This window comes from Streptomyces sp. NBC_00094 (assembly GCF_026343125.1).
Lineage (GTDB): Bacteria > Actinomycetota > Actinomycetes > Streptomycetales > Streptomycetaceae > Streptomyces.
Genome location: NZ_JAPEMB010000001.1, coordinates 440,644 through 464,687 on the forward strand (window position 1 = coordinate 440,644; position 24,044 = coordinate 464,687).

The 24,044-nt window shown below is 69.2% G+C and carries 20 protein-coding genes and 1 pseudogene; 9 read left to right on the plus strand and 12 right to left on the minus strand.

The window, feature by feature from the left end:
• Window positions 1-44: 44 nt before the first annotated feature.
• The gene (locus OG580_RS02020; protein WP_267041903.1) at window positions 45-848 is read right to left on the minus strand and encodes an alpha/beta fold hydrolase; all 804 of its coding nucleotides are present in this window, start codon (window positions 846-848) and stop codon (window positions 45-47) included.
• Window positions 849-990: 142 nt separating this feature from the next.
• On the opposite strand from OG580_RS02020, the gene OG580_RS02025 reads away from it, so the two are divergent.
• Entirely contained in the window at window positions 991-1,599 is a 609-nt protein-coding gene (locus tag OG580_RS02025; protein ID WP_267041904.1) for a TetR/AcrR family transcriptional regulator, read from the plus strand.
• A 109-nt stretch (window positions 1,600-1,708) separates the two neighbouring features.
• Here the strand turns inward: OG580_RS02025 and OG580_RS02030 are convergent, their stop codons facing one another.
• The 3 genes from OG580_RS02030 to OG580_RS02040 all read right to left on the minus strand — a co-directional run bounded on the left by OG580_RS02030 (window position 1,709) and on the right by OG580_RS02040 (window position 5,491).
• Window positions 1,709-2,764 carry an ABC transporter ATP-binding protein gene (locus OG580_RS02030; RefSeq protein ID WP_267047857.1) on the minus strand — a complete coding sequence of 352 codons (1,056 nt, stop codon included), beginning with the start codon at window positions 2,762-2,764 and terminating at the stop codon, window positions 1,709-1,711.
• A 116-nt stretch (window positions 2,765-2,880) separates the two neighbouring features.
• On the minus strand, window positions 2,881-4,470 hold the full coding sequence (locus OG580_RS02035) for an iron ABC transporter permease (RefSeq protein WP_267041905.1): 1,590 nt from the start codon (window positions 4,468-4,470) through the stop codon (window positions 2,881-2,883).
• 1 nt (window position 4,471) lies between these two features.
• On the minus strand, window positions 4,472-5,491 hold the full coding sequence (locus tag OG580_RS02040) for an iron ABC transporter substrate-binding protein (protein ID WP_323182544.1): 1,020 nt from the start codon (window positions 5,489-5,491) through the stop codon (window positions 4,472-4,474).
• 173 nt (window positions 5,492-5,664) lie between these two features.
• On the opposite strand from OG580_RS02040, the gene OG580_RS02045 reads away from it, so the two are divergent.
• From OG580_RS02045 to OG580_RS02055, 3 genes are all read left to right on the plus strand, one after another.
• Window positions 5,665-8,259, plus strand: coding sequence for an AMP-binding protein (locus OG580_RS02045; protein ID WP_267041907.1), 2,595 nt, complete (start codon window positions 5,665-5,667; stop codon window positions 8,257-8,259).
• 158 nt (window positions 8,260-8,417) lie between these two features.
• Window positions 8,418-8,834 carry a VOC family protein gene (locus OG580_RS02050; RefSeq protein WP_267041908.1) on the plus strand — a complete coding sequence of 139 codons (417 nt, stop codon included), beginning with the start codon at window positions 8,418-8,420 and terminating at the stop codon, window positions 8,832-8,834.
• A gap of 361 nt (window positions 8,835-9,195) precedes the next feature.
• Window positions 9,196-9,444 carry a hypothetical protein gene (locus OG580_RS02055; RefSeq protein WP_267041909.1) on the plus strand — a complete coding sequence of 83 codons (249 nt, stop codon included), beginning with the start codon at window positions 9,196-9,198 and terminating at the stop codon, window positions 9,442-9,444.
• A 633-nt stretch (window positions 9,445-10,077) separates the two neighbouring features.
• On the opposite strand, the gene OG580_RS02060 is transcribed toward OG580_RS02055, so the two are convergent.
• The gene (locus tag OG580_RS02060; protein WP_267041910.1) at window positions 10,078-11,121 is read right to left on the minus strand and encodes a hypothetical protein; all 1,044 of its coding nucleotides are present in this window, start codon (window positions 11,119-11,121) and stop codon (window positions 10,078-10,080) included.
• Window positions 11,122-11,308: 187 nt separating this feature from the next.
• Here OG580_RS02060 and OG580_RS02065 point away from each other — a divergent pair, with 187 nt between their 5' ends.
• Complete coding sequence (locus OG580_RS02065; protein ID WP_267041911.1) at window positions 11,309-12,079, plus strand: transposase; 771 nt, start codon at window positions 11,309-11,311, stop codon at window positions 12,077-12,079.
• A 109-nt stretch (window positions 12,080-12,188) separates the two neighbouring features.
• On the opposite strand, the gene OG580_RS02070 is transcribed toward OG580_RS02065, so the two are convergent.
• The gene (locus OG580_RS02070; RefSeq protein ID WP_267041912.1) at window positions 12,189-12,911 is read right to left on the minus strand and encodes a MerR family transcriptional regulator; all 723 of its coding nucleotides are present in this window, start codon (window positions 12,909-12,911) and stop codon (window positions 12,189-12,191) included.
• Between the two features lie 54 nt (window positions 12,912-12,965).
• Here OG580_RS02070 and OG580_RS02075 point away from each other — a divergent pair, with 54 nt between their 5' ends.
• A complete protein-coding gene (locus OG580_RS02075) occupies window positions 12,966-13,253 on the plus strand; it encodes a hypothetical protein (RefSeq protein WP_267041913.1) in 288 nt (95 codons plus the stop codon).
• A gap of 77 nt (window positions 13,254-13,330) precedes the next feature.
• Here OG580_RS02075 and OG580_RS02080 read toward each other — a convergent pair.
• Window positions 13,331-13,420: pseudogene (locus OG580_RS02080) on the minus strand (MarR family transcriptional regulator); the annotation flags it as partial.
• Window positions 13,421-13,664: 244 nt separating this feature from the next.
• Here OG580_RS02080 and OG580_RS02085 point away from each other — a divergent pair.
• The 3 genes from OG580_RS02085 to OG580_RS02095 are packed head-to-tail and all read left to right on the plus strand — an operon-like array spanning window position 13,665 to window position 16,123.
• Window positions 13,665-14,330: a DUF4097 family beta strand repeat-containing protein gene (locus OG580_RS02085; RefSeq protein ID WP_267041914.1), complete on the plus strand. Its 666-nt coding sequence runs from the start codon at window positions 13,665-13,667 to the stop codon at window positions 14,328-14,330.
• A gap of 54 nt (window positions 14,331-14,384) precedes the next feature.
• Complete coding sequence (locus OG580_RS02090) at window positions 14,385-15,341, plus strand: ATP-binding cassette domain-containing protein (protein WP_267041915.1); 957 nt, start codon at window positions 14,385-14,387, stop codon at window positions 15,339-15,341.
• A complete protein-coding gene (locus tag OG580_RS02095; RefSeq protein ID WP_267041916.1) occupies window positions 15,338-16,123 on the plus strand; it encodes an ABC transporter permease in 786 nt (261 codons plus the stop codon). Before OG580_RS02090 ends, OG580_RS02095 begins: the two co-directional genes overlap by 4 nt.
• A gap of 120 nt (window positions 16,124-16,243) precedes the next feature.
• On the opposite strand, the gene OG580_RS02100 is transcribed toward OG580_RS02095, so the two are convergent.
• From OG580_RS02100 to kdpA, 5 genes are all read right to left on the minus strand, one after another.
• Complete coding sequence (locus OG580_RS02100; RefSeq protein ID WP_267041917.1) at window positions 16,244-18,787, minus strand: sensor histidine kinase KdpD; 2,544 nt, start codon at window positions 18,785-18,787, stop codon at window positions 16,244-16,246.
• A gap of 14 nt (window positions 18,788-18,801) precedes the next feature.
• Complete coding sequence (locus OG580_RS02105) at window positions 18,802-19,491, minus strand: response regulator (protein ID WP_267041918.1); 690 nt, start codon at window positions 19,489-19,491, stop codon at window positions 18,802-18,804.
• 116 nt (window positions 19,492-19,607) lie between these two features.
• On the minus strand, window positions 19,608-20,273 hold the full coding sequence (locus tag OG580_RS02110; RefSeq protein WP_267041919.1) for a potassium-transporting ATPase subunit C: 666 nt from the start codon (window positions 20,271-20,273) through the stop codon (window positions 19,608-19,610).
• Between the two features lie 6 nt (window positions 20,274-20,279).
• On the minus strand, window positions 20,280-22,382 hold the full coding sequence (gene kdpB / locus OG580_RS02115; RefSeq protein ID WP_267041920.1) for a potassium-transporting ATPase subunit KdpB: 2,103 nt from the start codon (window positions 22,380-22,382) through the stop codon (window positions 20,280-20,282).
• Window positions 22,379-24,043: a potassium-transporting ATPase subunit KdpA gene (kdpA, locus tag OG580_RS02120; protein WP_267041921.1), complete on the minus strand. Its 1,665-nt coding sequence runs from the start codon at window positions 24,041-24,043 to the stop codon at window positions 22,379-22,381. The genes kdpB and kdpA overlap by 4 nt, the downstream gene beginning before the upstream one ends.
• Window position 24,044 lies beyond the last annotated feature (1 nt).

Here is a 24,044-nt window from a genome sequence, read left to right on the forward strand (position 1 = left end):
CCCGCCGCGCCTGAACCGGCCTGATCGACAGGACACCCCCTGGCTCATGCGTTCTCTCCGGTGGCGAAGAAGCCGGTCAGGACGGGGGCGAGGAGCTCCGGGGCGATGTTGTGTTCCTGGCCGGGGAAGACGTGCAGGGAGAAGTTGTCGGCCAGTGCGGCGAGTTCCCGCGCGCCGTCCAGCATGTGCGGTGCGCCCGCGTCCCCGCTGCCGACGAGGACGGGCACGGTCACGGACTGCCAGCGGTCGGCGGGCAGTGGCCGGCCGGACATGGTGTCGCCCATGACCTGTCCGTCGTAGGGCAGGGTGCGGGCGGTGGCCTCCATGCCGGACCAGAAGGGGGCCTGGCGCATCCCGGCGACGGCCTCGGCGGGCATACCCACGGCCGCGGTCATGAAGTAGGCCACGGCATCCCCGTACGCCCCCTGCTCCACGAGCTCCGTCAGGTGGGCCACGTAGTCGGCGGGCAGCGGCGGGCGGCTGTCGTCGGTGATGAAGGGCGGCTCGTACACGGCCAGCCGGGAGACGGCGCTGCCCCGGGCCACGGCCTCCAGCGCCAGTACGGCACCGGAGGACATGCCGAAGACCATGGCCTCGCCGCCCGCGAGCTCGATCAGCGCGTCCAGATCCTCGACCTCGCGCTGCACGTCGTACTCCGAGGTGTCCCCGCTGTCGCCGCGGCCCCGGCGGTCGTACGTGATCACGGTGCAGTGCTCGGCCAGCAGACCGGCGAGTCCGGCCGAATCGCCGCGGGTCATGAAGGCGCCGCCTACGAGTACCACCGCAGGGCCCGAGCCCCGCTGCTCGAAGGCGATGGTCGTGCCGTCGGCAGAGAACACCTTGTCCATGGGAAACCACTCCAAATTTCTGCGCGGAACGGAGGGCCGGCAGCCCTGGGCTTCGGAACTGGACGGTACAGTACCCATCCGAGTACTGGTCAGTCCAGTACTCTTCTGCGGGAGGGCGAGTCGGATGGAGAGGGCGTCGGTGATGGACAGCCGTTCAGCGCGCAAGCACGAGGCGATCATGGAGGCCGCGACCAGCGTTTTCCTGGACAAGGGGTACTCGGGGACGAGCATGGACGACATCGCGAAGCTGGCCGCGGTGTCCAAGCAGACCGTCTACAAGCACTTCGCGGACAAGGAGAAGCTGTTCGCCGAGATCGTGCTGGCCACCACCGACCGGCTCGACACCACGATCGACCTGCTGGCCGACATCCCGACCGACGCCGCCAACCTGGAGGAGAACCTGACCGGGCTCGCCCGCCAGTTCCTGACCACCCTCACCCACCCCCAGGTCATCCAGCTGCGGCGCCTGATCATCGCCAACGCCGACGTCTTTCCCGACCTGGGCACCGAGTGGTACGAGCGCGGCTTCGAACGAGGGCTCGCTTCCCTGGCGGCGACCTTCCAGCGCCTGGCCGACCAGGGGTTGCTCCGTATCGACGACGCCCTCCTGGCCGCGAACCACTTCTCCGGCCTGCTGCTGTGGATCCCGGTGAACAAGGCCATGTTCACCGGCCGGTCCCAGTACACCAAGGCCGACCTCGACCGCCACGCCGCAGCCGGCACCCGCGTCTTCCTCTCCGCCTACCGCTGACCACCACACGGCAACAGCCGATCCTCCAGACCGGTGGGCCCGACAGACGGTGGAGTCCACTGGCACGGTCCCACCGATGTCGTCACCGTCGTCGGCTGCGGCCCTCCGGTCAGGTGGTGTGTCGGTGGAGAGTGGCGGTGCCGGTCAGGCGGACGCCGACTCGCTGGCCCGTGGTCACCTGGAGCCGGCTGGGGGTACGGACACCCACCGGCCGTTCGAGGCCGTCGACGGACACCGTGACCATCACGTCGTGGCCGAAGAAACAGACGTCGGTCACGACGCCTTCGGCTCCGCCGGCAGCGGCAACGTCCGACTCGATGAGCTGGAGTTGCTCGGGGCGCAGGAGCACGACTCCGTCCCGCAGGCCGTCCGGCGCCGCGGCAAGGGGGATGCGCCCCAGGGGCGTGGTGGCGATGCCCTTCTCGGCGGTGCCGGGGACGAGGACGGCGTCACCGACGAAGGAGGCGAGCCACGGGTCCACGGGCCGGTGGTAGAGATCCTCCGGCGTGGCGCACTGCGCCACGCGTCCCTCGCGGACGACGGCGACGAGGTCGGCGGTGGAGAGGGCTTCCTGCTGGTCGTGGGTGACGAGGAGGGCGGTCGCGCCGCTCTCCTTGAGCACCGCGCGGACCTCGGCCCGTACCGCCCCGCGCAGACCGCTGTCGAGCGCGCTGAAGGGTTCGTCGAGCAGCACGAGATGGGGCTGCGGGGCGAGGGCGCGGGCCAGGGCGATGCGCTGCTGCTGGCCACCGGAGAGCTCGTTCGGCATGCGGTCGCCGTAGCCGGCGAGACCGACCAGGTCCAGCATCTCCCCCACGCGCGTGCGCTTGGCGGCCCGGTCGAGCTCCCTCAGCCCGAAGGCCACGTTGCGGGCCACGCTCAGGTGGGGGAAGAGCGCTCCCTCCTGGGGAACGATGCCGATGCGTCGCCGCTCGGGCGGCAGATGGACACCGGGGCCTCCGAGGACGCGGCCCGCGACGGCCACGCTGCCGGCGTCGGCCTTCAGGAAGCCCGCGATCACGCGGAGGAGCGTGGTCTTCCCGCAGCCGGAGGGGCCCAGGACGGCGGCGAGCGATCCGCCGGGGACGGCGAGGTCGAGGCGGTCGAGGACCGGTGCGCCTGAGCCGTACGCCTTCGAGACACCGCTGACCCGGAGGTCGTTCATGCCGGAGTCGGCCTTGTCCTGGTCGCTCGTGGCCTGGTCGCTCGTGGCCCGGTCTGCCTTGGCCGAGTCTGCCTTGGCCGAGTCCGTCTTGGCCGGGTCTGCCTTGGCCGGGTCGCTCATGTGCGGTGCCTTCCGAGGAGGTACGAGGGGATGGCCGCGAGCAGGATCAGCGCTGCGGCGTACGGGGCGGCCGCCGCGAACGAGCCGGTGCCGGTCTCCGTCCACAGCCGGGTGGCGAGGGTGTCCATGCCCGTGGGGCGCAGGAGCAGGGTGGCGGGGAGCTCCTTCATGCAGACCACGAAGGTGAGGGCCGCCCCGGCCGCGACGCCGGGGGCGGCGAGCGGCAGGGTGACCTCTCTCAGGACCCCGAACGGGGTGCGGCCCAGGGAGCGGGCCACGTCGTCCAGGACCGGCGGCGACTGGAGGACGGCGGCGCGCGTGGCGGCGACCGCGACCGGCAGGAAGAGCACCGCGTACGCACAGATCAGGAGGGGCGTCTCCTGGTACAGCGGGCGGGCGTAGCGCACGGCGAAGAAGACCAGGGCGAGCGCGACGGTGATGCCGGGGACCGCGTGCCCCGCGTACGCGGCCTGTTCGAGCAGGTGGGCGAGGCGACCCCGGTGACGGGCGGCGATGACGCCGACGGGCAGGGCCAGCAGGGTGGTGAGGGCGGCGCCCGCGGCGGCGACGCCGAGCGTGGTGAGTGCGGTACTGGTGAGCGTCGCCGGGTCCCAGGTCGCGGAGGAGCCGACGGCGAGCCAGTACCCGAGCGTGGCCAGCGGGAAGCCGACGGCCGCGGCGACGACGGCTCCGCACCAGGTGAGGGCGAGGGGCCTGAGCCGTCCGAGGGCGGCCGGAACGGCCCGCCGGGCGGTGCCCGTTCCGGTACGGGCGTAGTCGGCGCGGCCGCGGGTGCGGGTCTCGGCGGCGACGAGCAGCACGGTCATGAGGACCAGGACGGCGCTGAGCGCGGCGGCGGGCGTGCGGTCGAAGCTGGCCCGGTAGGAGGTGTAGATGCCCCGGGTGAAGGTGTCGTACCGCATGAGCGAGACGGCGCCGAAGTCGGAGAGCACGTACAGCGCGACGAGGAGTCCGCCGCCGGCCGCTGCGGGCCGCAGCTGCGGCAGGGTGACACGGAGGAAGGTGCGGAAGGGGCCGTGGCCGAGGGAGCGGGCGACCTCCTCGTGCCCGGGGTCGGTGCCGCGCAGGGCGGCGGCGACCGGCAGGTACACGTACGGGAAGCTCACCAGGGTGAGCGCCAGCGCCGATCCGGTGAAGCCGGCGAGCGAGGGAGCGGCGGACAGCCAGGCGAAGGCGGCGACGTAACTCGGCACGGCCAGCGGCAGGGTGACGAGGACGGACCAGGCGCGGGCGCCCGGCAGGGCCGTGCGGACGGTGAGCCAGGCGAGCGATACGCCGATCAGCAGGCTGGCCGAGACGACCGCGGCGGTGAGACCGAGGCTGTGCAGCAGGAGTTGGCCGGTGCGCTCGTCGGCGATGACGTCCCAGGCGTAGGCGGGGCCGTGTTCCAGGGCGCGGACGGCGAGATAGCCGAGGGGCAGGACGGCGAGTGCGGCGGCGAGTGCGGCGGGCACGATCAGCACCCAGGAGGGCCGGGCGCCGGCGCGCCGGCGCCCGGCGGGTGCGGGGGCACCCGCCGGGCGGCGGTCGCGACGGGCCGGGGCGGAAAGCTCCGGTGACGTCACGTCAGACCAGTCCGGCTTCCTGGAGCATGGCCAGGGTTTCCTTGAGGGAGTCGAGCTTGCCGAGGTCGATCTTCGGCGGCTGGAGGGTCTCCAGCGGCGGCACACCCTCGGCGGTCTTCACTCCGGCGGCCAGCGGGTACTCCTTCGTCTCCTCCGCGAAGTACGTCTGGGACTCGGTGGAGAGGAGGAAGTCGACGGCCTTCTGCGCGTACGCGGCCTGCTTCTCGTCGGCGCCCTTGAGGATGCCGACGCCGGCGACGTTGACGAGGCCGCCGGGGTCACCCTTGGGCAGGTAGTGGATCTTGGCCTTCATCTTGTCGGCGCCCTTCTCCGCCGCCTGCTCGTACCAGTAGTAGTGGTTGAGCAGGCCGAGGGAGACCTCGCCCTTGTCGACGGCTTCGAGGACCTTGAGGTTGTTCTCGTACGCCTTGGGCTCGTTGGCCTTGAGGCCCTTGAGCCAGGTGCGGGTGGCCTCGTCGCCCTCCAGGACGCGCATGCCGGTGACGAACGCCTGGAAGGAGGCGTTGGTCGGTACGAAGCCGATCTTGCCGTTCCATTCGGGCTTCACGAGCTCGTGGACGCTGTTCGGCGGGGTGGGGACCTGGTCGGGGTTGTACCCGAGGACGCGCACGCGACCGCTGACGCCGGTCCAGTCGCCGGCGGAACCGCGGTAGGCGGTGTCGACCTTGTCGAGGGTGGCCTTGGGGAGCGGCGCGAGGCGCTGCTCCTTGGAGAGCGCCCCGAGAGCGCCGGCGTCCTGGGAGAGGAAGAGACCGGCCTCGGTCTTGTCGCCCTCCTCCAGGAGCTGGGCGGAGAGCTCGGCGCTGTCGCCGTAGCGGACCTGGACGTTGGTGCCGAGGTGCTTCTCCAGCTTCTCGATGAGCGGCTTCACGAGGTTCTCGTTGCGACCGGAGTAGATGACCAGGCCGGCGGGCTCCTCGCTGCCGCAGGCGGCAAGCGTGGGGGCGAGCAGGGCGGCCGCGACGAGCGCGGTCAGAGTGCGGGCCATGGGGCGGCGCATACGGGTGGGGCCTTCCTGCCGTGAACTATCCGGAGAACCTGTGAATAGGGCATTGATAAGGTAAAGCTAACCTAAGGGTCAAGTCAGGAAATGATAACGACCTGGCCGCGAATGAACATCCGGACCCCCCTCCCCCTCTTCTCGATAAGGAAAGCCTTACCTACGATGCGCCCGTGACCCTGCTCCCCGCCCCGCCCGTCGGTGGCCACGCCCTCCCCCTCGCCCGCGACCTCACGCTCCACGGCGACCGCACCGCCCTCGCGACGGCCGACGGTGAGATCTCGTACCGTGAACTGGCGAGGCGAGTCGAGCAGACCGCCCGGCGGCTCGGCGCGGAGCGACGGCTGATCCTGCTGCCCGGCGCCAACACGGTCGAGGCACTCGTCGTCCACCTGGCCGCCCTCTCGGCCGGCCATCCGGTGCTCCTCGTGCCCGGCGACCACCCCGAGGTCGTGGAGTCCCTGACCGCCGCCTACGACCCCGATGTCGTGTTCCACCCGGGGGACGACAAGGAGTGGCGCATCGAGGAGCGCAGGGCCGTCTCCGCCCACGCTCTCCACCCCGACCTCGCGCTGCTGCTCAGCACCTCCGGCTCCACCGGCTCACCGAAGCTCGTGCGGCTCTCGTACGAGAACCTCCAGGCCAACGCCGAGTCGATCGCGACGTACCTCGGGATCCGCGACACCGACCGGGCGGCCACGACTCTTCCGATGCACTACTGCTACGGCCTGTCCGTGATCCACAGCCATCTGCTGCGCGGCGCCGGGCTCGTCCTCACCGGCCTCTCGGTGGCCGACGCCTGCTTCTGGGACCTCTTCCGCGCGACCCGGGGCACCTCGATGGCGGGCGTCCCCTACACCTTCGACCTGCTCGACCGGGTCGGCTTCGCCGACATGGACCTGCCGCACCTGCGGTACGTGACGCAGGCCGGCGGCCGGCTCGCGCCGGAGCGGGTCACGCGGTACGCCGAACTGGGCGCGCGGCGCGGCTGGGACCTCTTCGTCATGTACGGCCAGACCGAGGCGACCGCCCGCATGGCGTACCTGCCGCCGACGCTGGCCGCCGAGTACCCCGAAGCGATCGGCGTCCCGGTGCCGGGCGGCTCCTTCCATCTGGAGCCGGTCGACGAGGCACCCGTGTCCGCAGGCGTCGGTGAACTCGTCTACAGCGGCCCGAACGTCATGCTCGGGTACGCCCACTCCCCCGACGACCTCGCTCTCGGCCGCACGGTCGACGCCCTGCGCACCGGCGACCTCGCCCGCCTCACCGACGACGGCCTGTACGAGATCGTCGGCAGGCGCAGCCGTTTCCTCAAGATCCTCGGGCTGCGCATCGACCCCCAACAGGTCGAAACCATGCTCGAACGGCACGGCCTCGACGCGCTCTGCTGCGGCGACGACGAGGAACTCGTCCTCGCCGTGGTCCGCCGCCCCGGGTGGGACGAACGCCGGATCCGAAGACGCGTGGTGGACGAGTGCGGCCTGCCCGCGCGGGCGGTCCACGTCCACCTCCTGCCCGAACTCCCCCGGCTGCCCACGGGCAAGCCCGACTACCAGGCCGTACGCGCTCTGCACCGGCCGACCACCGTTCGCCCGTACGTCACCGGCGGCGGCGCCGGCACCGCAGACCTGTGCGAGCTCTTCGCACAGATCCTGGACCGCTCGGACGTGACGCCCGACGGCACCTTCGTCTCACTCGGCGGCGACTCCCTGTCGTACGTCGAGATGTCGCTCCACCTCGAACAGCGCCTCGGCCATCTGCCCCCCAACTGGCACACGACCCCGATTCGCGACCTCCGCACCCCCGAACGCAAGACCCCTTCACGCATACGAGCCCTGGAGACCAGCGTCGCCCTCCGCGCGGTGGCGATCGTGTGCGTCGTCGGCTCGCATGTGCGGCTGTTCGAGCTCCGGGGCGGCGCCCATCTGCTGCTCGCGGTGGCCGGTTTCAACTTCGCCCGCTTCCTGCTCACCTCCGCCGAGCGCCGTGAGCGCGTCCGCCGTACGGGACGGAGCATCGCGCGTGTCGCGCTCCCGTGCGTGGCCTGGACCGCCTTCGCGATCCTGATCGGCGCCCCCTACGACCTGACCAACCTCCTCCTGCTCCACAACGCCCTCTTCCCACAGGACATGGGACCGGGACTTCACCTCTGGTTCGTGGAGGCACTCGTCTACATCCTGCTGGCCACGCTCGCGCTGCTCGCCCTGCCCGCGGTGGACCGTGCGGAGCGCCGATTCCCGTACGGGCTTCCCGTCGTCCTCGTCGCGGTCGGCCTGCTCACCCGCTACGAGCTGCTCGGCCTTCCCGACCGCGCCAGGATCACCGACGCGGTCACCGTCTTCTGGCTGTTCGCCCTCGGCTGGGCAGCCGCGAAGGCCCGCACGACGCCCCACCGGCTCCTGGTCACCTTCGCCGCGCTCGCCACCGTGCCCGGCTTCTTCGCGGGCGAACCCCGGCGCGAGGCGTTCGTCCTCATCGGATTCGTCCTGCTCGTATGGTTCCCCACGCTGCCGAGCCACCACCGCGTCAACCGAGTAGCGGGGCTTCTCGCCGCCAGTTCGCTCTCCATCTACCTGACGCACTGGCAGATCTACCCGATCCTGGACGACGTCTCCGAGCCGCTGGCGCTCGTCGCCGCCCTTCTCTTCGGCATCGCCTACGCCAAGGGAACAGACCGCCTCACCCGCAAGCTGCCGGCGCTCGCCCGACTCACCGCCCTGCGTCCGGCACTCCTCGCCGCCCTCCGGCGACGCGGCAAGCCCGCCTGACGCCAACAGCATCACGGGCACGAACGCGTCGCGACCTGGGTGGCCCGGCCGGAGTCGGTGAGCGCGCGGCGATCCCGCAGCCGGGGCGTCGCAGCGACCGCCGGCGGCACAGCACGTAATCTGCCAAAGCTGACACCACATCACGAAAGGACGATTCCGTGCCCTCGCTGCTCAACCCCTACATCACCTTCGACGGCGACGCCCGCCAAGCCATGGAGTTCTACCGTGAAGTCTTCGGCGGCAGTCTGACCGTGAACACCTACGGCGACTTCGGCCAGAAGGAGGCCGGAGACGCCGCCGACAAGATCATGCACGGCATGCTCGTGACCGAGAGCGGGTTCACCCTCATGGGCGCCGACACCCCGCCCGGCGGGGAGTACAAGCCCGGTAACACCATCTCGGTGAGCGTGAGCGGCGAGGACGCGGACGAGCTCCGCGGCTACTGGGACAAGCTCTCCGGCAGCGGCACGGTCTCGGTCCCGCTGGAGAAGCAGATGTGGGGTGACGTGTTCGGGATGTGCGCAGACCGGTTCGGCATCACCTGGCTGGTCAACATCAACCAGCAGCAGACCTGAACAAGGAAACGGCATGGCCAGGCGGGCGCGCCGTACCGCAACGCCGTCGCATCCCCCACAGCGGTTCCTGGCCCGCCACGCGCCACGCGAACGCGTCCCGGAGTCGAAATCGCCCGGATCCGACCGATGACGCACCGGTGCGCGCCCGCGACCTGACGTCGATAATTGCGCCATGATGCGCATTCGCAAATCTCGTTCACGCGACCTGCGCCTGATAGACCATCACGAAAGTCGGCATCTCGTCAGGAGGTATCCATGAGGATGCTCATCAGCGTCCCCTAGTTTGGCACGTCCGCAGGTCAGGACCATGCTGGGGATCTCGTGGTCAGCAAACTCCCAGCATGAGTCAGGAGCGGTGCACGTGGCGACCAAACTCATCCGCGGGATGGGAAGTTACTTCAAGACCTGCAGCTGCAAACGGCAGGGCGGATGCTCACACCCCTACGCTATCCGGTTCCGAGACGGAACGGGGCTGCAGCGTGAAGAGACGGGCTATCCAACGCAGGGCGACGCTCTCAGCCGCCTCGCGCAGGTCTACAGCGAGAAGCGCAGCACTCCTGTGCAGCAGGCCGAGATGAAGCGCACGCTGGGCAAACAGCGCTTTGGGTAATACGCAGGCACCTGGCTGCCACGACAGCGCCATTACGCGCCTGGCACGGTGCGCACGGTCAACCGACTCCTCGACAGCCAGATACTCCCGGCCCTCGAGTCCCGCCGGATCAACAGCTTCTCTCCGACCGTCGTCGACGACTTCATCATGTCGATGGAGGAACGCAAGGTCGGACTGGCCACGCAGCAGAACGCCTTCGACACCCTCAAGAAGATCCTCCTGGACGCCCACCGCAGGGGCGCGATCTCCGATGGCCCGTTCCAAGGCGTCGTCCCCCCGGAGTACATACCCAACCGGATCACCATCCCCACGCTGGCGGAGATCCACGCCCTCAAGGCAGCCGCGTCCGATGCGCTCGTCCTCATCATTGACCTGATGTCCGGATGCGGGCACCGGAACGGAGAGGCGTACGCAGCCAATCTGGAGGGGATGGTCGCGGACGACATGTATCGCATCACCGAACAGATCGAGGGGAGGACCCGGCAGCGCGCCCCGCTCAAGCATCGAAAGTCCGGCGACTTCCGGGAGGTCCCGATGCCGATCACGGTCCGGGAATCTCTCCTCAGGTACGCGAAAAGCGTCGGCTCGGACGAGAACGGCTTCCTCCTGCGTAAAGGCTGTCCCGTAAATGATCTAGTGCATCAGCTCGGCGTGGGGGTGCTCCGGCGCCGTCGGGCAGACGTAGAGCTGCTGGTCGTAGCCGCTGCCGATCTGGACTGCAGTGGGCTGCCTGGGGTCGAATTGGTCGAAGCCGGTGGGTGGTTCATCCGCCGGTTCCTCGTGCGGGAGCCAGCTGCTGTCGTCGCCCTCGAACGTGGCAATGGTCAGTAGGGCATCCATGTCGCTGTTGCAGGTCGGGCAGATCCGGGGGGTGGGGTCGGTGGCGCCCCAGCGAGGCCAGCCGCCGACTTTCCAGCCGGGTGCGCCAGCCAACTCACTGTCGTAGAACTCCTGCGGGTACGACGCGTATGCGTTGTCCACACCCGTGTCGGCTACCTGCCACAGGCTCCAGTTGCCGAGCTGCTCCTGGAGTTCCTTGCTCAGCTCAAGGTGGTCGGGGTATTCGGTGACCTGCTCCGGGTTGAGCAGGCACGGCTCGGGCAGGTAGTCGTCGAACTGCATCGCGGGCGGTTCTGGGGGCGTGGCGAGGATGTCGGCGACTGTGGCGGCCGCCCGCCAGAAGAGCGCGGTCTTGGGCATGATCGGGTGGTCGAAGGGGCACCACAGGACCTGGAGCAGGTCTGTTCCTTCAGGCGTCTGAAGATCGGGCACGTCCCGCGCGTACAGCTGTGCGACCGGCAGCATCGCTACGGAACCCTCGTATGGGGCGACGGCCAGCTTGTGCGGATACTCCCGCGGGGGGTGGATTCGCTCAAGGGTCTTTCGTTCCTGCGGGGTCAGGGCCCTGCCGCGCGAGGCGGCACGGATCCGTCGTTTCAGCCTCACGTCCGCTGGGGACAGGGCCAGGTTCATTCCGTCCACTACATGAGGTCCGTCGCAGTGCGGCCACTGCTCGCCGGCGGGCCATAGCAACGGTCCGCCGATGGAACTGTCCTGCGGTGACGGCAACCCGGGGCGCGGGTGCAACCGGGTCGCCGTGCGTGCCAGCGGAGCCAGTTGAGGGAAGACGGTGGTGACGTCGAATGGCCGCGGCGGAGTGGTCGGTGTGCTGGTCATAGCCGCGATCTTGCCAAATGACTCTGACAGCGGGGCCCGCAGTCATCTCGGAGCAGCCCTCCGAGCCCACCTGCACTTCCTCGCTCGTCTGCGTCGACGCCCAGAGTGTCGCAGCTTATAAGAACGGCCGGCGAGAGTCCGCGGTGGCTGTCTGAAGAAGTGGTCGCATGGACGAGATGATCTCGATGTGACTGGTGTGATTACAGCGTCGGAGCCGTCCTGGATAGCTCCGTTCTCCGGGCTGAGCCCGCGAGTCTTCGGGAAGCTGGTGACGGCACTGCGTGCAGCAGGTGCAGACACGGCCCGAAAGGGTCGACCGTGGAGCCTTTCGTTGGAGGACCGGGCCTTGCTGGTCACTGCGTACTGGCGCACGAACCTGACTATGCGGCAGCTCGCCCCACTGTTCGGGATCTCGAAGTCGGCAGCGGACCGCATCATCGACCACCTGGGGCCGATGCTCGCGCTCCAGCCCCGCAAGCGGTTCGCCAAGGATGCCGTGCTCATCGTGGACGGCACGTTGGTTCCCACCCGTGACCACGGCATCGCCGAGCGGTCGAAGAACTATCGGTACTCCACCAACCACCGGGTCGTCATCGACGCCGATACCCGCTTCGTCGTAGCCGTCGGCCGGCCGCTGCCCGGAAACCGCAACGACTGCAAGGCGTGGGAACTGTCCGGTGCGAAGGCCGCCGTCAGCCAGACGACGGTGATCGCGGACGGTGGATACCGAGGCACCGGCTTGGTCATCCCGCATCGCCGGGAGCACGGCCAGGTCGAACTCCCGGCCTGGAAGGAGGAGCACAACACCTCCCACCGCAAGGTCCGGGCTCGTGTTGAGCACGCCTTCGCCCGCATGAAGACCTGGAAGATCCTCCGCGACTGCCGCCTGAAAGGCGATGGCGTCCACCACGCCATGCTCGGCATCGCGCGCCTGCACAACCTCACCCTCGCCGGGTAACAGGCAGACAGGCTGGTCAACCGGCATGCCGTAGATCATTTAAGGGACAGCGCTTAGGGAGTCCAAGACTTCGCCGTGCTCGAAGGCACCGTCCGGGGACTGTCGTTCGTCACAGGCTGCGGATCAGTGCGTCGAGTCGCTGCCACGCCGGGGACGATGCGTTGATCGTGCGCTGGACGAGGGCGGGGATGTCGGAGTCCGCATCCAGATGGGGCGGCTCCTCGGAGCCGTAGCGCCTCCGGGTCGCTTCGACGATGCGTTGGGCGAGGTCGTCGATGCGGGGATCGTAGGGGTCCAGATCGTGCGCGTGGTCGTAGTCGAGGAAGAGCTGCCGCAGCGCCGGGTCGGCCAGGGACGCGGCCTGGTCGTGGAACAGGGTGATCGCGTGGTTCGGGTACGTGGCGAAGACGAGGATCCACAGGTCGCGTTGCAGTTCCACCCAGCGCGGGGTGAAACCCCAGTCGGCCAGGCGCTCCAGGTGGGCGGCGACCTCGGCCGACACCGGTGCCAGCTGGCCGGCGGAGAGCCTGCGCAGGCGCTCCTGGGTCGCACGCAGGCCACGGATGCGAACAGTGATTTCGTCGTCGATCTCACGCAGCGCCTGCTGGAGCTCTTCCTCGGTCGCTGACCTCAGATCTCGGATCCTGGCCAGGGGGACGCCCGCCTCGGCGAGCGTCCGGATCTTGATGAGGTCGATGACGTCACTCGCGCCGTATCGCCGGTAGCCGGACGCGTCACGGTCGGGCTCGGGAAGCAGTCCCTTGTCGTGGTAGACACGGATGGTCTTGATCGACACTCCGACGTAGCCGGCCAGCTGCCCGATGGTGATCACCCGACCATCGTCCCACTTGACCTTTCCCCAGGGGCAAGGTCGCACCATGGCGTCATGGAGAACACGAACATCGATCGAGAGACCCTGCGCGAGCTGGCCGACGAGGGCAACGAGACCGCTCTGGATCGGCTGGCCGACCTGGCTGACAAGGCCGGCGACCTCGAAGAGCTGAGCGAACTGCTGGACGAGGGGTCCCTGCACGCGGGGTTCCTGCTCACCCGGCGGGCGGTTGCCGCCCAAGATCTGCGGGAGCTGCAGCGGATCTCCGATGCCGGGTATGACGAGGCCGGGGGCGAGCTGGAGCGGCTGTTGAAGGCTTCGGCTGTCGAGCACCGGGGCTGACCTGCGCATCGGTGTCAGGTGGCAGCCAGGCGCGGGAAGAACGGCGGGGATCTGTCAGCCATCCGCATCGACGAGGACTGCCTGGCGATCTCCGCGTACGCGGGGCCGCCGGCCAGTCCCAGCGCGATCTGCTGACGTTCGGGCTGAGTGAGTCCGCCTCCCGGCATCACGGTCGCCTTCGGCCTCCGTGGCGCCGCGAGCATAGCGTTCACCGGCAGTTCATTGCAACGAAACGAGGGAGGGTCGTTGCGTTAGATTCAGAACCGTTGCAATGAAATCTCGCAACTGACCTGCAATTATGGCTATTTCACGCAACTGGAGGCTTGCCGGTTCATTGAACGCAACGTAGCTTTTCCTTCATCGGAAACAGCGAGGCGAAGAAGCGCCCGCTACAGACGAAGGAGGAGCACCATGCAGAAGTTCGGCACAGCCGCCGCGATCGTCACCGTCCTCGCCGTCCCCGCGGGACGCATCCGGCTCATCGCCGCCGACCGGGCCGACACCACGGTCGAGATCCTGCCCGCCGACCCGTCCAAGAGCCGCGACGTGAAGACGGCCGAGCAGACCGAAGTCGCCTACGCCGACGGTGTCCTGCGGATCGAAGTCCCGAAGACGAAGAACGGGATCTTCGGAAACACCGGATCCATCGAGGTGACGGTCCAGCTGCCCGCCGGCTCCCGCGTCGAGGCCGAGGCCGCCGCCACCGAACTCCGCGGCGTCGGACGGCTCGGCGACGTGAGCTTCGAGGGCGCCTACGGCCAGATCAAGATCGACGAGGCCGCGAGCCTCCGCCTCACCGCGACCGACGGCGACGTCGAGGTCGGCCGGCTGGCCGGCTCCGCGGAGATCAGCACCGCGCGGGGCGACATCCGCATCGCCGAGGCGGTGGGTGGCACGGTCACCCTGAGCACCCAGAAGGGCGACATCTCGGTCGGCGCCGCCGCCGGCGTCTCCGCCTCCCTGGACGCCGGCACCGCCTACGGCCACATCAGCAACGCCCTCAAGAACGACGGCACCCCCGGTCTGAGCATCCAGGCCACCGCCGCGTACGGCGACATCACCGCCCGCAGCCTCTGACCCGCAACTCCTGACCCGCAGTCCCCGACCGTCAGCCTCTGAGGAGAGCTCATCATGACCAACCCGGCTATCGCGGCGAACGGGCTGCGCAAGTCGTACGGCGACAAGACCGTCCTCGACGGCATCGACCTGACCGTCCCCGAGGGAACGATCTTCGCCCTGCTGGGCCCGAACGGCGCGGGCAAGACGACCGCCGTGAAGATCCTGTCCACGCTCATCACCGCCGACGGCGGGCAGGCCCAGATCGCGGGCCACGACCTCGCCACCACCCCGCAGTCCGTGCGCGCCGCGATCGGTGTGACGGGGCAGTTCTCCGCAGTCGACGGCCTGATCACCGGCGAGGAGAACATGCTCCTCATGGCGGATCTGCACCACCTCTCCAAGCAGGAGGGGCGCCGGGTCACCGCCGAACTCCTGGAGCGCTTCGACCTGACGGAGGCCGCGTCGAAGCCGGCCTCCACCTACTCCGGGGGCATGAAGCGCCGTCTGGACATCGCCATGACCCTGGTCGGCAGCCCGCGGATCATCTTCCTCGACGAGCCCACCACCGGCCTGGACCCCCGCTCCCGCCACAACATGTGGCAGATCATCCGCGAGCTGGTCACCGGCGGGGTCACCGTCTTCCTCACCACCCAGTACCTCGAAGAAGCCGATCAGCTCGCCGACCGCATCGCCGTCCTCAACGACGGAAAGATCGCCGCCGAAGGCACCGCCGACGAGCTCAAGCGCCTCATCCCCGGCGGCCACATCCGCCTCCGCTTCACCGACCCGGACGCCTATCGCGCCGCAGCCACCAACCTCCACGACGCCACCAGCGACGACGAGGCCCTCGCGCTGCAGATCCCCAGCGACGGCAGCCAGCGCGACCTGCGCTCCATCCTCGACCGGCTCGACTCTGCCGGCATCGAGGCCGACGAGCTCACCGTCCACACCCCCGATCTCGACGACGTCTTCTTCGCCCTCACCGCCACCACCAACGTCCCCGCCCAGTCGAAGGAGTCCGTCCGATGAGCTCGCTGTCCCTCGCCGCCCGCGACACGTCCACGATGCTGCGCCGCAACCTCCTGCACGCCCGGCGCTACCCCTCCCTCACTCTGAACCTCCTGCTCACGCCGATCATGCTGCTCCTGCTCTTCGTCTACATCTTCGGCGACACGATGAGCGCCGGCATCGGCGGCGGCGACCGTTCCGACTACATCGCCTACCTGGTCCCCGGCCTGCTGCTGATGACGATCGGCTCCACCACGATCGGCACCGCGGTCTCCGTCTCCACCGACATGACCGAGGGCATCATCGCCCGCTTCCGCACCATGGCCATCCACCGCGGCTCCGTCATCACCGGCCACGTCATCGGCAGCGTCCTGCAGTCCGTCATCAGCGTCGTCCTCGTCGGCGCCGTCGGCGTCGCAATCGGCTTCCGCTCCACCGACGCCACCGCCCTGGAATGGCTCGCCGCCTTCGGACTCCTCACCCTCTTCGCCCTGGCCCTCACCTGGATCGCCGTCGGCATGGGCATGGTCAGCCCGAACGCCGAGGCCGCCAGCAACAACGCGATGCCGCTGATCTTCCTCCCGCTGATCTCCAGCACCTTCGTCCCCGTCGACCAGATGCCCGGCTGGTTCCAGCCCATCGCCCAGTACCAGCCCTTCACCCCCGCCATCGAAACCCTCCGCGGCCTGCTCCTGGGCACCGAGATCGGCCACAACGGCTGGCTCGCCGTCGCCTGGTGCCTCGGCCTCGCCGCCCTCGGCTACTTCTGGTCCAAGGCGGTGTTCAACCGCGACCCCAAGTAGGAGCCGTGAACACGCGGGCCACCACTCGCAACGCGTCCCACCCGAGGGCGGTGTACCCCCGACACCACGTCGGCGTACGCCGCCCCGTCCGCGTCCTCGGCCCCCGCAAGTCCACCGGCATCAGGTGGTCGCGCCGGCCGCGAGGTCCGGAACGGACGGCGGGGCCCCGGCGGCCATCCGCAGCGTGACCGTCATGGTCAGCCCGCCTCCGGGGGTGTCCTCCGCCGTGACCGTGCCTCCCATCGCCTCCACGAAGCCCCGCGCCACCGCCAGGCCGAGACCGACGCCCTCACCCCGCGGGGCGTCGCCGTACCGCTGGAAAGCGCCGAAAATGCGGTCCTTGGCTTCGTCGGGGACGCCGGGGCCGCGGTCGACGACTCGTAGTTCAACTCGGTCGGCCAGGGCGCTCGCCGAGACGAGGACGGGTTGCCCGGGCGGGCTGTACTTGACGGCGTTCTCGACGACGTTGGCGACCGCCCGTTCCAGCAGGCCGCGGTCGACCGCCACCATCGGGAGCGTCTCGGGGATGTCGAGTTCCACGCTGTCCTCGGGGACTCCGAGCAGGGCCATCGGGACGACCTCGTCGAGGTCGGTCTCCCGGATGACGGCGGTGACGGTCCCGGTCTCCAGGCGGGAGACATCCAGCAGGTTGCCGACGAGGTGGTCGAGGCGGTCGGCGCCGTCCTCGATGCCTTCGAGGAGTTCGGCCCGGTCGTCGTCCGACCACTCGACATCGTCGGAGCGCAGCGACGAGACCGACGCCTTGATGCCGGCGAGCGGTGTTCGCAGGTCGTGGCTGACGGCCGCGAGAAGCGACGTACGGATCTTGTTGCCCTCCGCGAGCTTCCGGGCCTCCTCCGCCTCGCCGACGAGCCGCTGCCGATCGAGGACGACCGCGGCCTGGGCGGCGAAGGCGCCGAGCACGCGCCGGTCCTCGGCTGGCAACACCCGGCCGGACAGGGCAAGGGCCAGGTGGTCACCGACGGGCATGTCCACATCCGCGTCCTCCGGGCGATCAGCCGGTCGGTGGCCGACGACGGCCACGCAGGACCACGGCTCCGTCTCCTCGGGACGTTCCAGGAGCGCGACCGACTCCATGGAGAAGGTCTCCCGGACACGTTCGAGGAGCGCTTCGAGCGTCGTCTCGCCCCGCAGGACGCTCCCGGCGAGGAAGGACAGGGTCTCCGACTCGGCCCGCAGGCGGGCGGCCTGGTGCGTCCGGCGCGCGGCCAGGTCCACGACCGAGGCCACCGAGATCGCCACCCCCACGAAGATCGCCAGGGCGACGATGTTGCGCGGGTCGGCGATGGTGAGCTGGTGTATCGGCGGGGTGAAGAACCAGTTCAGGAGCAGCGATCCGAAGGCCGCGGAGGCCAGGGCCGGCTTGAGCCCGCCCAGGAGCGCTGCCGCGACAGTAAGCGTGAGGTAGAGCAGGACGTCGTTGGCCAGTCCCACGTCGGGGGCGGCGGTGCTGAGGAGCAGAGTGAGCAGGGCCGGGCCGGCCAGGCCGACGAGCCAACCCCAGATGGTCCGTGACCGGCCGAGCCGGGCGCCCCCGGGACCGGGCAGCCGGCGGCCCTTCGCCGCCTCGTCGTGGGTGACGATGTGGACATCGAGGTCGGGCCCGGATTCGCGGGCGACCGTCCCGCTGACACCGGGGCCGAAGAGGTACTGCCAGGAACGGCGCCGGCTCACGCCGAGCACGATCTGGGTGGCGTTCACCCCGCGCGCGAATTCGAGCAGCCCCGCGGAGACGTCGTCACCGACGACATGGTGGAAGGTGCCGCCCAGATCCTCGACGAGGGTCCGCTGGACCGCCAGCTCCTTCGGGGAGGCTGAGGTCAGACCGTCGCTGCGCGAAATGTAGACGGCGAGGACCTCGCCACCCGCGCCCTTCTCGGCCAGCCGTACCGCGCGGCGTATCAAGGTCCGTCCCTCCGGGCCGCCGGTGAGGCCGACGACGATCCGCTCGCGGGATCCCCAGATCTTCGAGACGCGGTGCTCGGTCCGGTACTCCTGGAGGTACTCGTCGACCCGATCGGCCGTCCACAGCAGGGCCAGCTCACGCAGGGCAGTGAGGTTGCCGGGGCGGAAGTAGTTGGAGAGGGCCGCGTCGACCTTGTCCGACTTGTAGATGTTGCCGTGCGCCATGCGGCGGCGCAGCGCCTGGGGCGACATGTCGACCAGCTCGATCTGGTCGGCGCGCCGGACGATCTCGTCCGGGACGGTCTCCTTCTGCCGGATACCCGTGATGGCCTCGACGACGTCCCCGAGGGACTCCAGGTGCTGGATGTTGACCGTCGACACGACGTCGATACCAGCCGCGAGCAGCTCCTCGACGTCCTGCCAGCGCTTGGCGTTCCGCGAGCCCGGCACGTTCGTGTGCGGCAGTTCGTCGACGAGCGCGACGGCGGGCCGCCGGGCCAGGACGGCGTCCACGTCCATTTCCGTGAAGGAGGTGCCGCGGTACTCGATCGTCCGGCGCGGAATCATCTCCAGGCCGTGCAGCATGACCTCGGTCCGGGGCCGGTTGTGGTGCTCCACGAACGCGACGACACAGTCCGTGCCGCGCTCGACGCGCCGGTGCCCCTCGGAGAGCATGGAGTACGTCTTGCCGACTCCCGGCGCCGCTCCCAGGTAGATGCGCAGCTTTCCGCGTCCCATGTACTGCGTCTCTCCTACGGTTCGAACCGGTAGCCCATACCGGGTTCGGTGATCAGATAGCGAGGATGCGACGGGTCCACTTCCAGTTTGCGCCGCAGCTGGGCCATGTAGACCCGGAGATAGTTCGTCTTCGTGCGGTAGCTCGGGCCCCATACCTCCTGGAGCAGTCGGCGCTGGCTGATGAGCCGCCCCGGGTTGCAGATCAGTATTTCCAGCAGATGCCATTCGGTCGGGGTGAGCCTTACGTCCCGTTCCGCACGCCTCACCTTCTTGGCCACCAGATCGACGGTGAAGTCGTCGGTGCTGACCCGACCCCCCTCGACCCGGTCGGGCACGGGCGCCTCGGCCGTACGGCGGGTGGCGGCCCGCAGCCGGGCCAGGAGCTCGTCCATGCTGAAGGGCTTGGTCATGTAGTCGTCGGCGCCGGCGTCGAGGGCACGGATCTTGTCCTCGGAACCGCTGCGCGCCGAGAGGACGAGTACGGGCGAACGGCTCCAGCGGCGCAACGCCTTGATGACGTCGACGCCGTCCATGTCCGGCAGCCCAAGGTCGACGATCAGCACGTCCGGTGGTTCGGAAGCGGCGAGTGACAGTGCCGTGGCGCCGTCCGGCGCCGCGTCCACCACGTATCGGCGCGCTTGCAGGTTGATCACCAGCGCTCGTGCGAGCTGTGAATCGTCCTCGACCACCAGCACCCGCGTCATCGGCGTGCTGCCTTCCTCTTGTACGTGCGGTTCGTGTAGTCCAACGTGCTGCGGGAGCCGACGGGCCCGTGTCGTTCCCGGGGTCCGCCGGCTCCCATGCCGCTTCGATAAGGCCATCAGCCCTTGGTCAATTCCTTGAGTGCGATGTTGAGCTGGAGGACGTTGACGCGGGGCTCGCCGATGAAACCGAGGATGCGGTCGTCGGTGTGGTCGGCGACGAGCTTCTCCACCGCCGCGACGTCCAGCTTGTTCACCTCGGCGATCCGGTGGACCTGGATGGCCGCGTACTCCGGGGAGATGTGCGGGTCCAGGCCGGAGCCGGAGGAGGTGACCGCGTCGGCGGGCACGTCGGAGGGCTTGACGGTGTAGCCGTTCACCGAGTTGTCCTTGACCACGGCGGCCTTGGCGTCCTTGACCCAGGTGATCAGGTCCTCGTTGTCGCCGGAGCGGTTGGTCGCGCCGGAGAGGATGATCGAGTACTGGGTGTTGACGCTGTTGGAGCCCAGGCCGTTCGACGGGCGCGGCTGGAACCACTTCAGGTCCGGCGCCGCGGTCTCCTCCCCGTCCTTGAGGGGGAGGTTGTAGGTCTGGCCGATGAGTTCGGAGCCGACGACCTTGCCGTCCGCCTTGATCTCGGAGCCGTTCGCCTTGCCGGGGAAGGCCACTTGGGCGATCCCGGTGACGGCGAGCGGGTAGAGGACGCCGGTGATCACGGTCAGGACGAGGAGGGCGCGCAGGCCTGCCCAGAGCACGCGGCCGGTGTTCGCTGCTGAATTGTTCATCGCTGGTCAGCCGATTCCGGGGATGAGGGAGAGGAGCAGGTCGATGATCTTGATGCCGATGAACGGGGCGATCAGGCCGCCGAGCCCGTAGATCCCGAGATTGCGACGCAGCATCGAGTCCGCACTCGACGGCCGGTAGCGCACGCCCTTGAGGGCGAGCGGGACGAGGGCGATGATGATCAGCGCGTTGAAGATGACGGCCGAGAGGATCGCGGACTCCGGCGAGGTCAGGCCCATGATGTTGAGCCTGTCCAGGCTCGGGTAGGCGACCGCGAACATCGCGGGGATGATCGCGAAGTACTTCGCCACGTCGTTGGCGATCGAGAAGGTCGTCAACGCGCCTCGGGTGATGAGGAGTTGCTTGCCGATCTCGACGATCTCGATGAGCTTGGTCGGGTTGGAGTCGAGGTCGACCATGTTGCCGGCCTCCTTCGCGGCCGACGTTCCCGTGTTCATGGCCACGCCGACGTCCGCCTGGGCCAGCGCGGGCGCGTCGTTCGTCCCGTCGCCGGTCATCGCGACGAGCTTGCCGCCCGCCTGCTCCCGCTTGATGAGGGCCATCTTGTCCTCGGGGGTGGCCTCGGCCAGGAAGTCGTCGACACCCGCCTCCTCGGCGATGGCCTTCGCGGTCAGCGGGTTGTCGCCCGTGATCATGACCGTCTTGATGCCCATGCGGCGCAGCTCGTCGAACCGCTCCCGCATGCCCTCCTTCACGACGTCCTTGAGGTGGATGACGCCCAGGACGCGGGCGCCCTCACCGTCCTCCAGAGCCACCAGCAGCGGCGTGCCGCCGGCCTCGGAAATCCGGTCCGTGAGCGCCTGTGCGTCCTCGGAGACACTGCCGCCCCGCTCCTTCACCCATGCCACGACCGAACCGGTCGCGCCCTTGCGGACCTTGCGGCCGTCCACGTCGACGCCCGACATACGGGTCTGCGCGGTGAACGCGACCCACTCGGCGTGCGCCAGCTCGCCCTGGTGACGCTCGCGCAAGGCGTACCGCTCCTTGGCGAGGACGACGATCGAGCGGCCCTCGGGCGTCTCGTCGGCGAGGGACGACAGCTGGGCGGCGTCGGCGAGTTCGGCCTCGGTGGTGCCCTTGACGGGGACGAACTCGGAGGCCTGGCGGTTGCCGAGGGTGATGGTGCCGGTCTTGTCGAGCAGCAGCGTCGACACGTCGCCGGCGGCCTCGACCGCGCGGCCCGACATGGCGAGCACGTTGCGCTGCACGAGCCGGTCCATGCCGGCGATGCCGATCGCGGAGAGCAGGGCGCCGATGGTCGTCGGGATCAGGCAGACGAGAAGCGCCGCCAGGACGATCAGGGAGGTCTGCTCGTCGGCGCCCGCGTAGATCGCGAACGGCTTGAGGGTGACGACGGCGAGCAGGAAGACGATCGTGAGGGACGCCAGCAGGATGTTGAGCGCGATCTCGTTGGGGGTCTTCTGCCTCGCCGCGCCCTCGACCAGGTTGATCATCCGGTCGATGAAGGTCTCGCCGGGCTTCGTCGTGATCCTCACGACGATCCGGTCCGACAGCACCTTCGTACCGCCCGTCACCGCGCACCGGTCACCGCCGGACTCGCGGATGACCGGCGCCGACTCACCCGTGATGGCGGACTCGTCGACCGACGCGACGCCCTCGACGACGTCACCGTCGCCGGGGATGACGTCGCCCGCCTCACAGACCACCAGGTCACCGACGCGCAGTTCGGTGCCGGGCACCCGCTCTTCGTCCGAGCCGGTGATCCGGCGGGCGACGGTATCGGTCTTGGCCTTGCGCAGGGTGTCGGCCTGGGCCTTGCCCCGGCCCTCCGCGACCGCCTCCGCCAGGTTGGCGAAGATCGTGGTCAGCCACAGCCAGACGGTGATCGCCCAGCCGAACCAGTCGCCCGGGTTCCCGATCGCCAGCACGGTGGTGACCACCGAGCCGACCAACACCACGAACATCACGGGAGACTTGACCATCACGCGCGGGTCGAGCTTCCTGACCGCGTCGGGGAAGGACCTGACCAGCTGCTTCGGGTCGAACAGTCCCCCGCCGACGCGCCCGGGGGTGTGGTGCCCTGTGGGGACGTCCGGGTGCGGTGCCCGGGTGGGAGTGATGGTGCTCATGCTGCGAGCCCTTCGGCGAGCGGTCCCAGCGCGAGGGCCGGGAAGTAGGTGAGACCGGCGATGATCATGATCGTGCCGACCAGGAGGCCGGTGAAGAGCGGCTTCTCGGTCCGCAGGGTGCCCGCGGTCTCGGGCACCGGCGTCTGTTCGGCGAGCGAGCCGGCCAGGGCGAGCACGAACACCATCGGCAGGAACCGGCCCAGCAGCATCGCGATGCCGATGGTCGAGTTGAACCACTGCGTGTCGGCGTTCAGGCCGGCGAAGGCCGAGCCGTTGTTGTTGGCACCCGAGGTGTAGGCGTAGAGGATCTCGGAGAAGCCGTGCGCGCCGGAGTTCGTCATCGAGTCGCCCGGCGTCGGCAGGGCCATCGCCACCGCCGTGAAGCAGAGCACCAGCGCCGGGGTGACGAGGATGTAGCAGGCCGCGAACTTGATCTCACGGGTGCCGATCTTCTTGCCCAGGTACTCGGGCGTGCGGCCGACCATCAGACCGGCGAGGAACACCGCGATGACCGCCATGATCAACATGCCGTAGAGGCCGGAGCCGACGCCGCCGGGCGCGATCTCGCCGAGCTGCATGCCCAGCATGGTGATGCCGCCGCCGAAGCCGGTGTTCGAGGAGTGGAAGGAGTTCACCGCACCGGTCGACGTCAGTGTGGTGGCGACCGAGAAGATCGCCGACGCGCTGATGCCGAAGCGGGTCTCCTTGCCCTCCATCGCGCCGCCGGCCAGTTCGAACGCCGGGCCCTTGCCCGCGAATTCGGTCCACAGCATCAGGCCGGTGAAGACGAGCCAGATCGTCGCCATCGTGCCGAGGATCGCGTAACCCTGCTTGAGCGAACCGACCATGCGGCCGAAGGTGCGGGTGAGCGCGAAGGGGATGACGAGGATCAGGTAGATCTCGAAGAGGTTGGAGAGCCCGTTGGGGTTCTCGAAGGGGTGGGCCGAGTTGGCGTTGAAGTAACCGCCGCCGTTCGTGCCCAGCTCCTTGATGACCTCCTGCGAGGCCACCGCCCCGCCGTTCCACTGCTGGCTGCTCCCCATGAACTGGCCGACCTCGTGGATGCCGGCGAAGTTCTGGATCGCGCCGCAGGCGACAAGCACCAGCGCACCGATCACCGAGATCGGCAGCAGGATGCGGACGACACCACGGACCAGGTCGGACCAGAAGTTGCCCAGCTCACCAGTACGAGACCGGGCGAAGCCCCGTACGAGGGCGACCGCCACGGCGATGCCCACCGCCGCCGACACGAAGTTCTGCACCGCGAGGCCGCCGGTCTGCACGACGTGGCCCATGGCCTGCTCGCCGTAGTACGACTGCCAGTTGGTGTTGGCGACGAAGGACGCGGCCGTGTTGAAGGCCTGGTCCGGGTCGATCGAGACGAAGCCGAGCGAGCCGGGCAGCGAACCCTGCACCCGCTGAAGCAGGTAGAGGAAGAGAACGCTCACAGCGGAGAACGCGAGGACACCGCGCAGGTAAGCAGGCCAGCGCATCTCCGTGTCCGGGTTGGCGCCGATGCCCTTGTAGATCCACTTCTCGACCCGCAGGTGCTTCTCCGAGGAGTACACCCGGGCCATGTGGTCGCCCAGCGGGCGGTACGAGAGGCCCAGCGCGACGATCAGCGCGAGGAGCTGGAGAACCCCAGCAAGAACAGGACTCATG

Excerpts from the sequence above, each read along its gene's own strand:
- kdpB (WP_267041920.1), bottom strand. The coding sequence starts at position 22,382 with ATGAGCACCATCACTCCCACCCGGGCACCGCACCCGGACGTCCCCACA.
- OG580_RS02060 (WP_267041910.1), bottom strand. The coding sequence starts at position 11,121 with ATGACCAGCACACCGACCACTCCGCCGCGGCCATTCGACGTCACCACC.
- OG580_RS02085 (WP_267041914.1), top strand. The coding sequence starts at position 13,665 with ATGCAGAAGTTCGGCACAGCCGCCGCGATCGTCACCGTCCTCGCCGTC.
- OG580_RS02095 (WP_267041916.1), top strand. The coding sequence starts at position 15,338 with ATGAGCTCGCTGTCCCTCGCCGCCCGCGACACGTCCACGATGCTGCGC.
- OG580_RS02090 (WP_267041915.1), top strand. The coding sequence starts at position 14,385 with ATGACCAACCCGGCTATCGCGGCGAACGGGCTGCGCAAGTCGTACGGC.
- OG580_RS02030 (WP_267047857.1), bottom strand. The coding sequence starts at position 2,764 with ATGAACGACCTCCGGGTCAGCGGTGTCTCGAAGGCGTACGGCTCAGGC.
- kdpA (WP_267041921.1), bottom strand. The coding sequence starts at position 24,043 with ATGAGTCCTGTTCTTGCTGGGGTTCTCCAGCTCCTCGCGCTGATCGTC.
- OG580_RS02020 (WP_267041903.1), bottom strand. The coding sequence starts at position 848 with ATGGACAAGGTGTTCTCTGCCGACGGCACGACCATCGCCTTCGAGCAG.
- OG580_RS02040 (WP_323182544.1), bottom strand. The coding sequence starts at position 5,491 with ATGCGCCGCCCCATGGCCCGCACTCTGACCGCGCTCGTCGCGGCCGCC.
- OG580_RS02105 (WP_267041918.1), bottom strand. The coding sequence starts at position 19,491 with ATGACGCGGGTGCTGGTGGTCGAGGACGATTCACAGCTCGCACGAGCG.
- OG580_RS02100 (WP_267041917.1), bottom strand. The coding sequence starts at position 18,787 with ATGGGACGCGGAAAGCTGCGCATCTACCTGGGAGCGGCGCCGGGAGTC.
- OG580_RS02110 (WP_267041919.1), bottom strand. The coding sequence starts at position 20,273 with ATGAACAATTCAGCAGCGAACACCGGCCGCGTGCTCTGGGCAGGCCTG.
- OG580_RS02075 (WP_267041913.1), top strand. The coding sequence starts at position 12,966 with ATGGAGAACACGAACATCGATCGAGAGACCCTGCGCGAGCTGGCCGAC.
- OG580_RS02025 (WP_267041904.1), top strand. The coding sequence starts at position 991 with ATGGACAGCCGTTCAGCGCGCAAGCACGAGGCGATCATGGAGGCCGCG.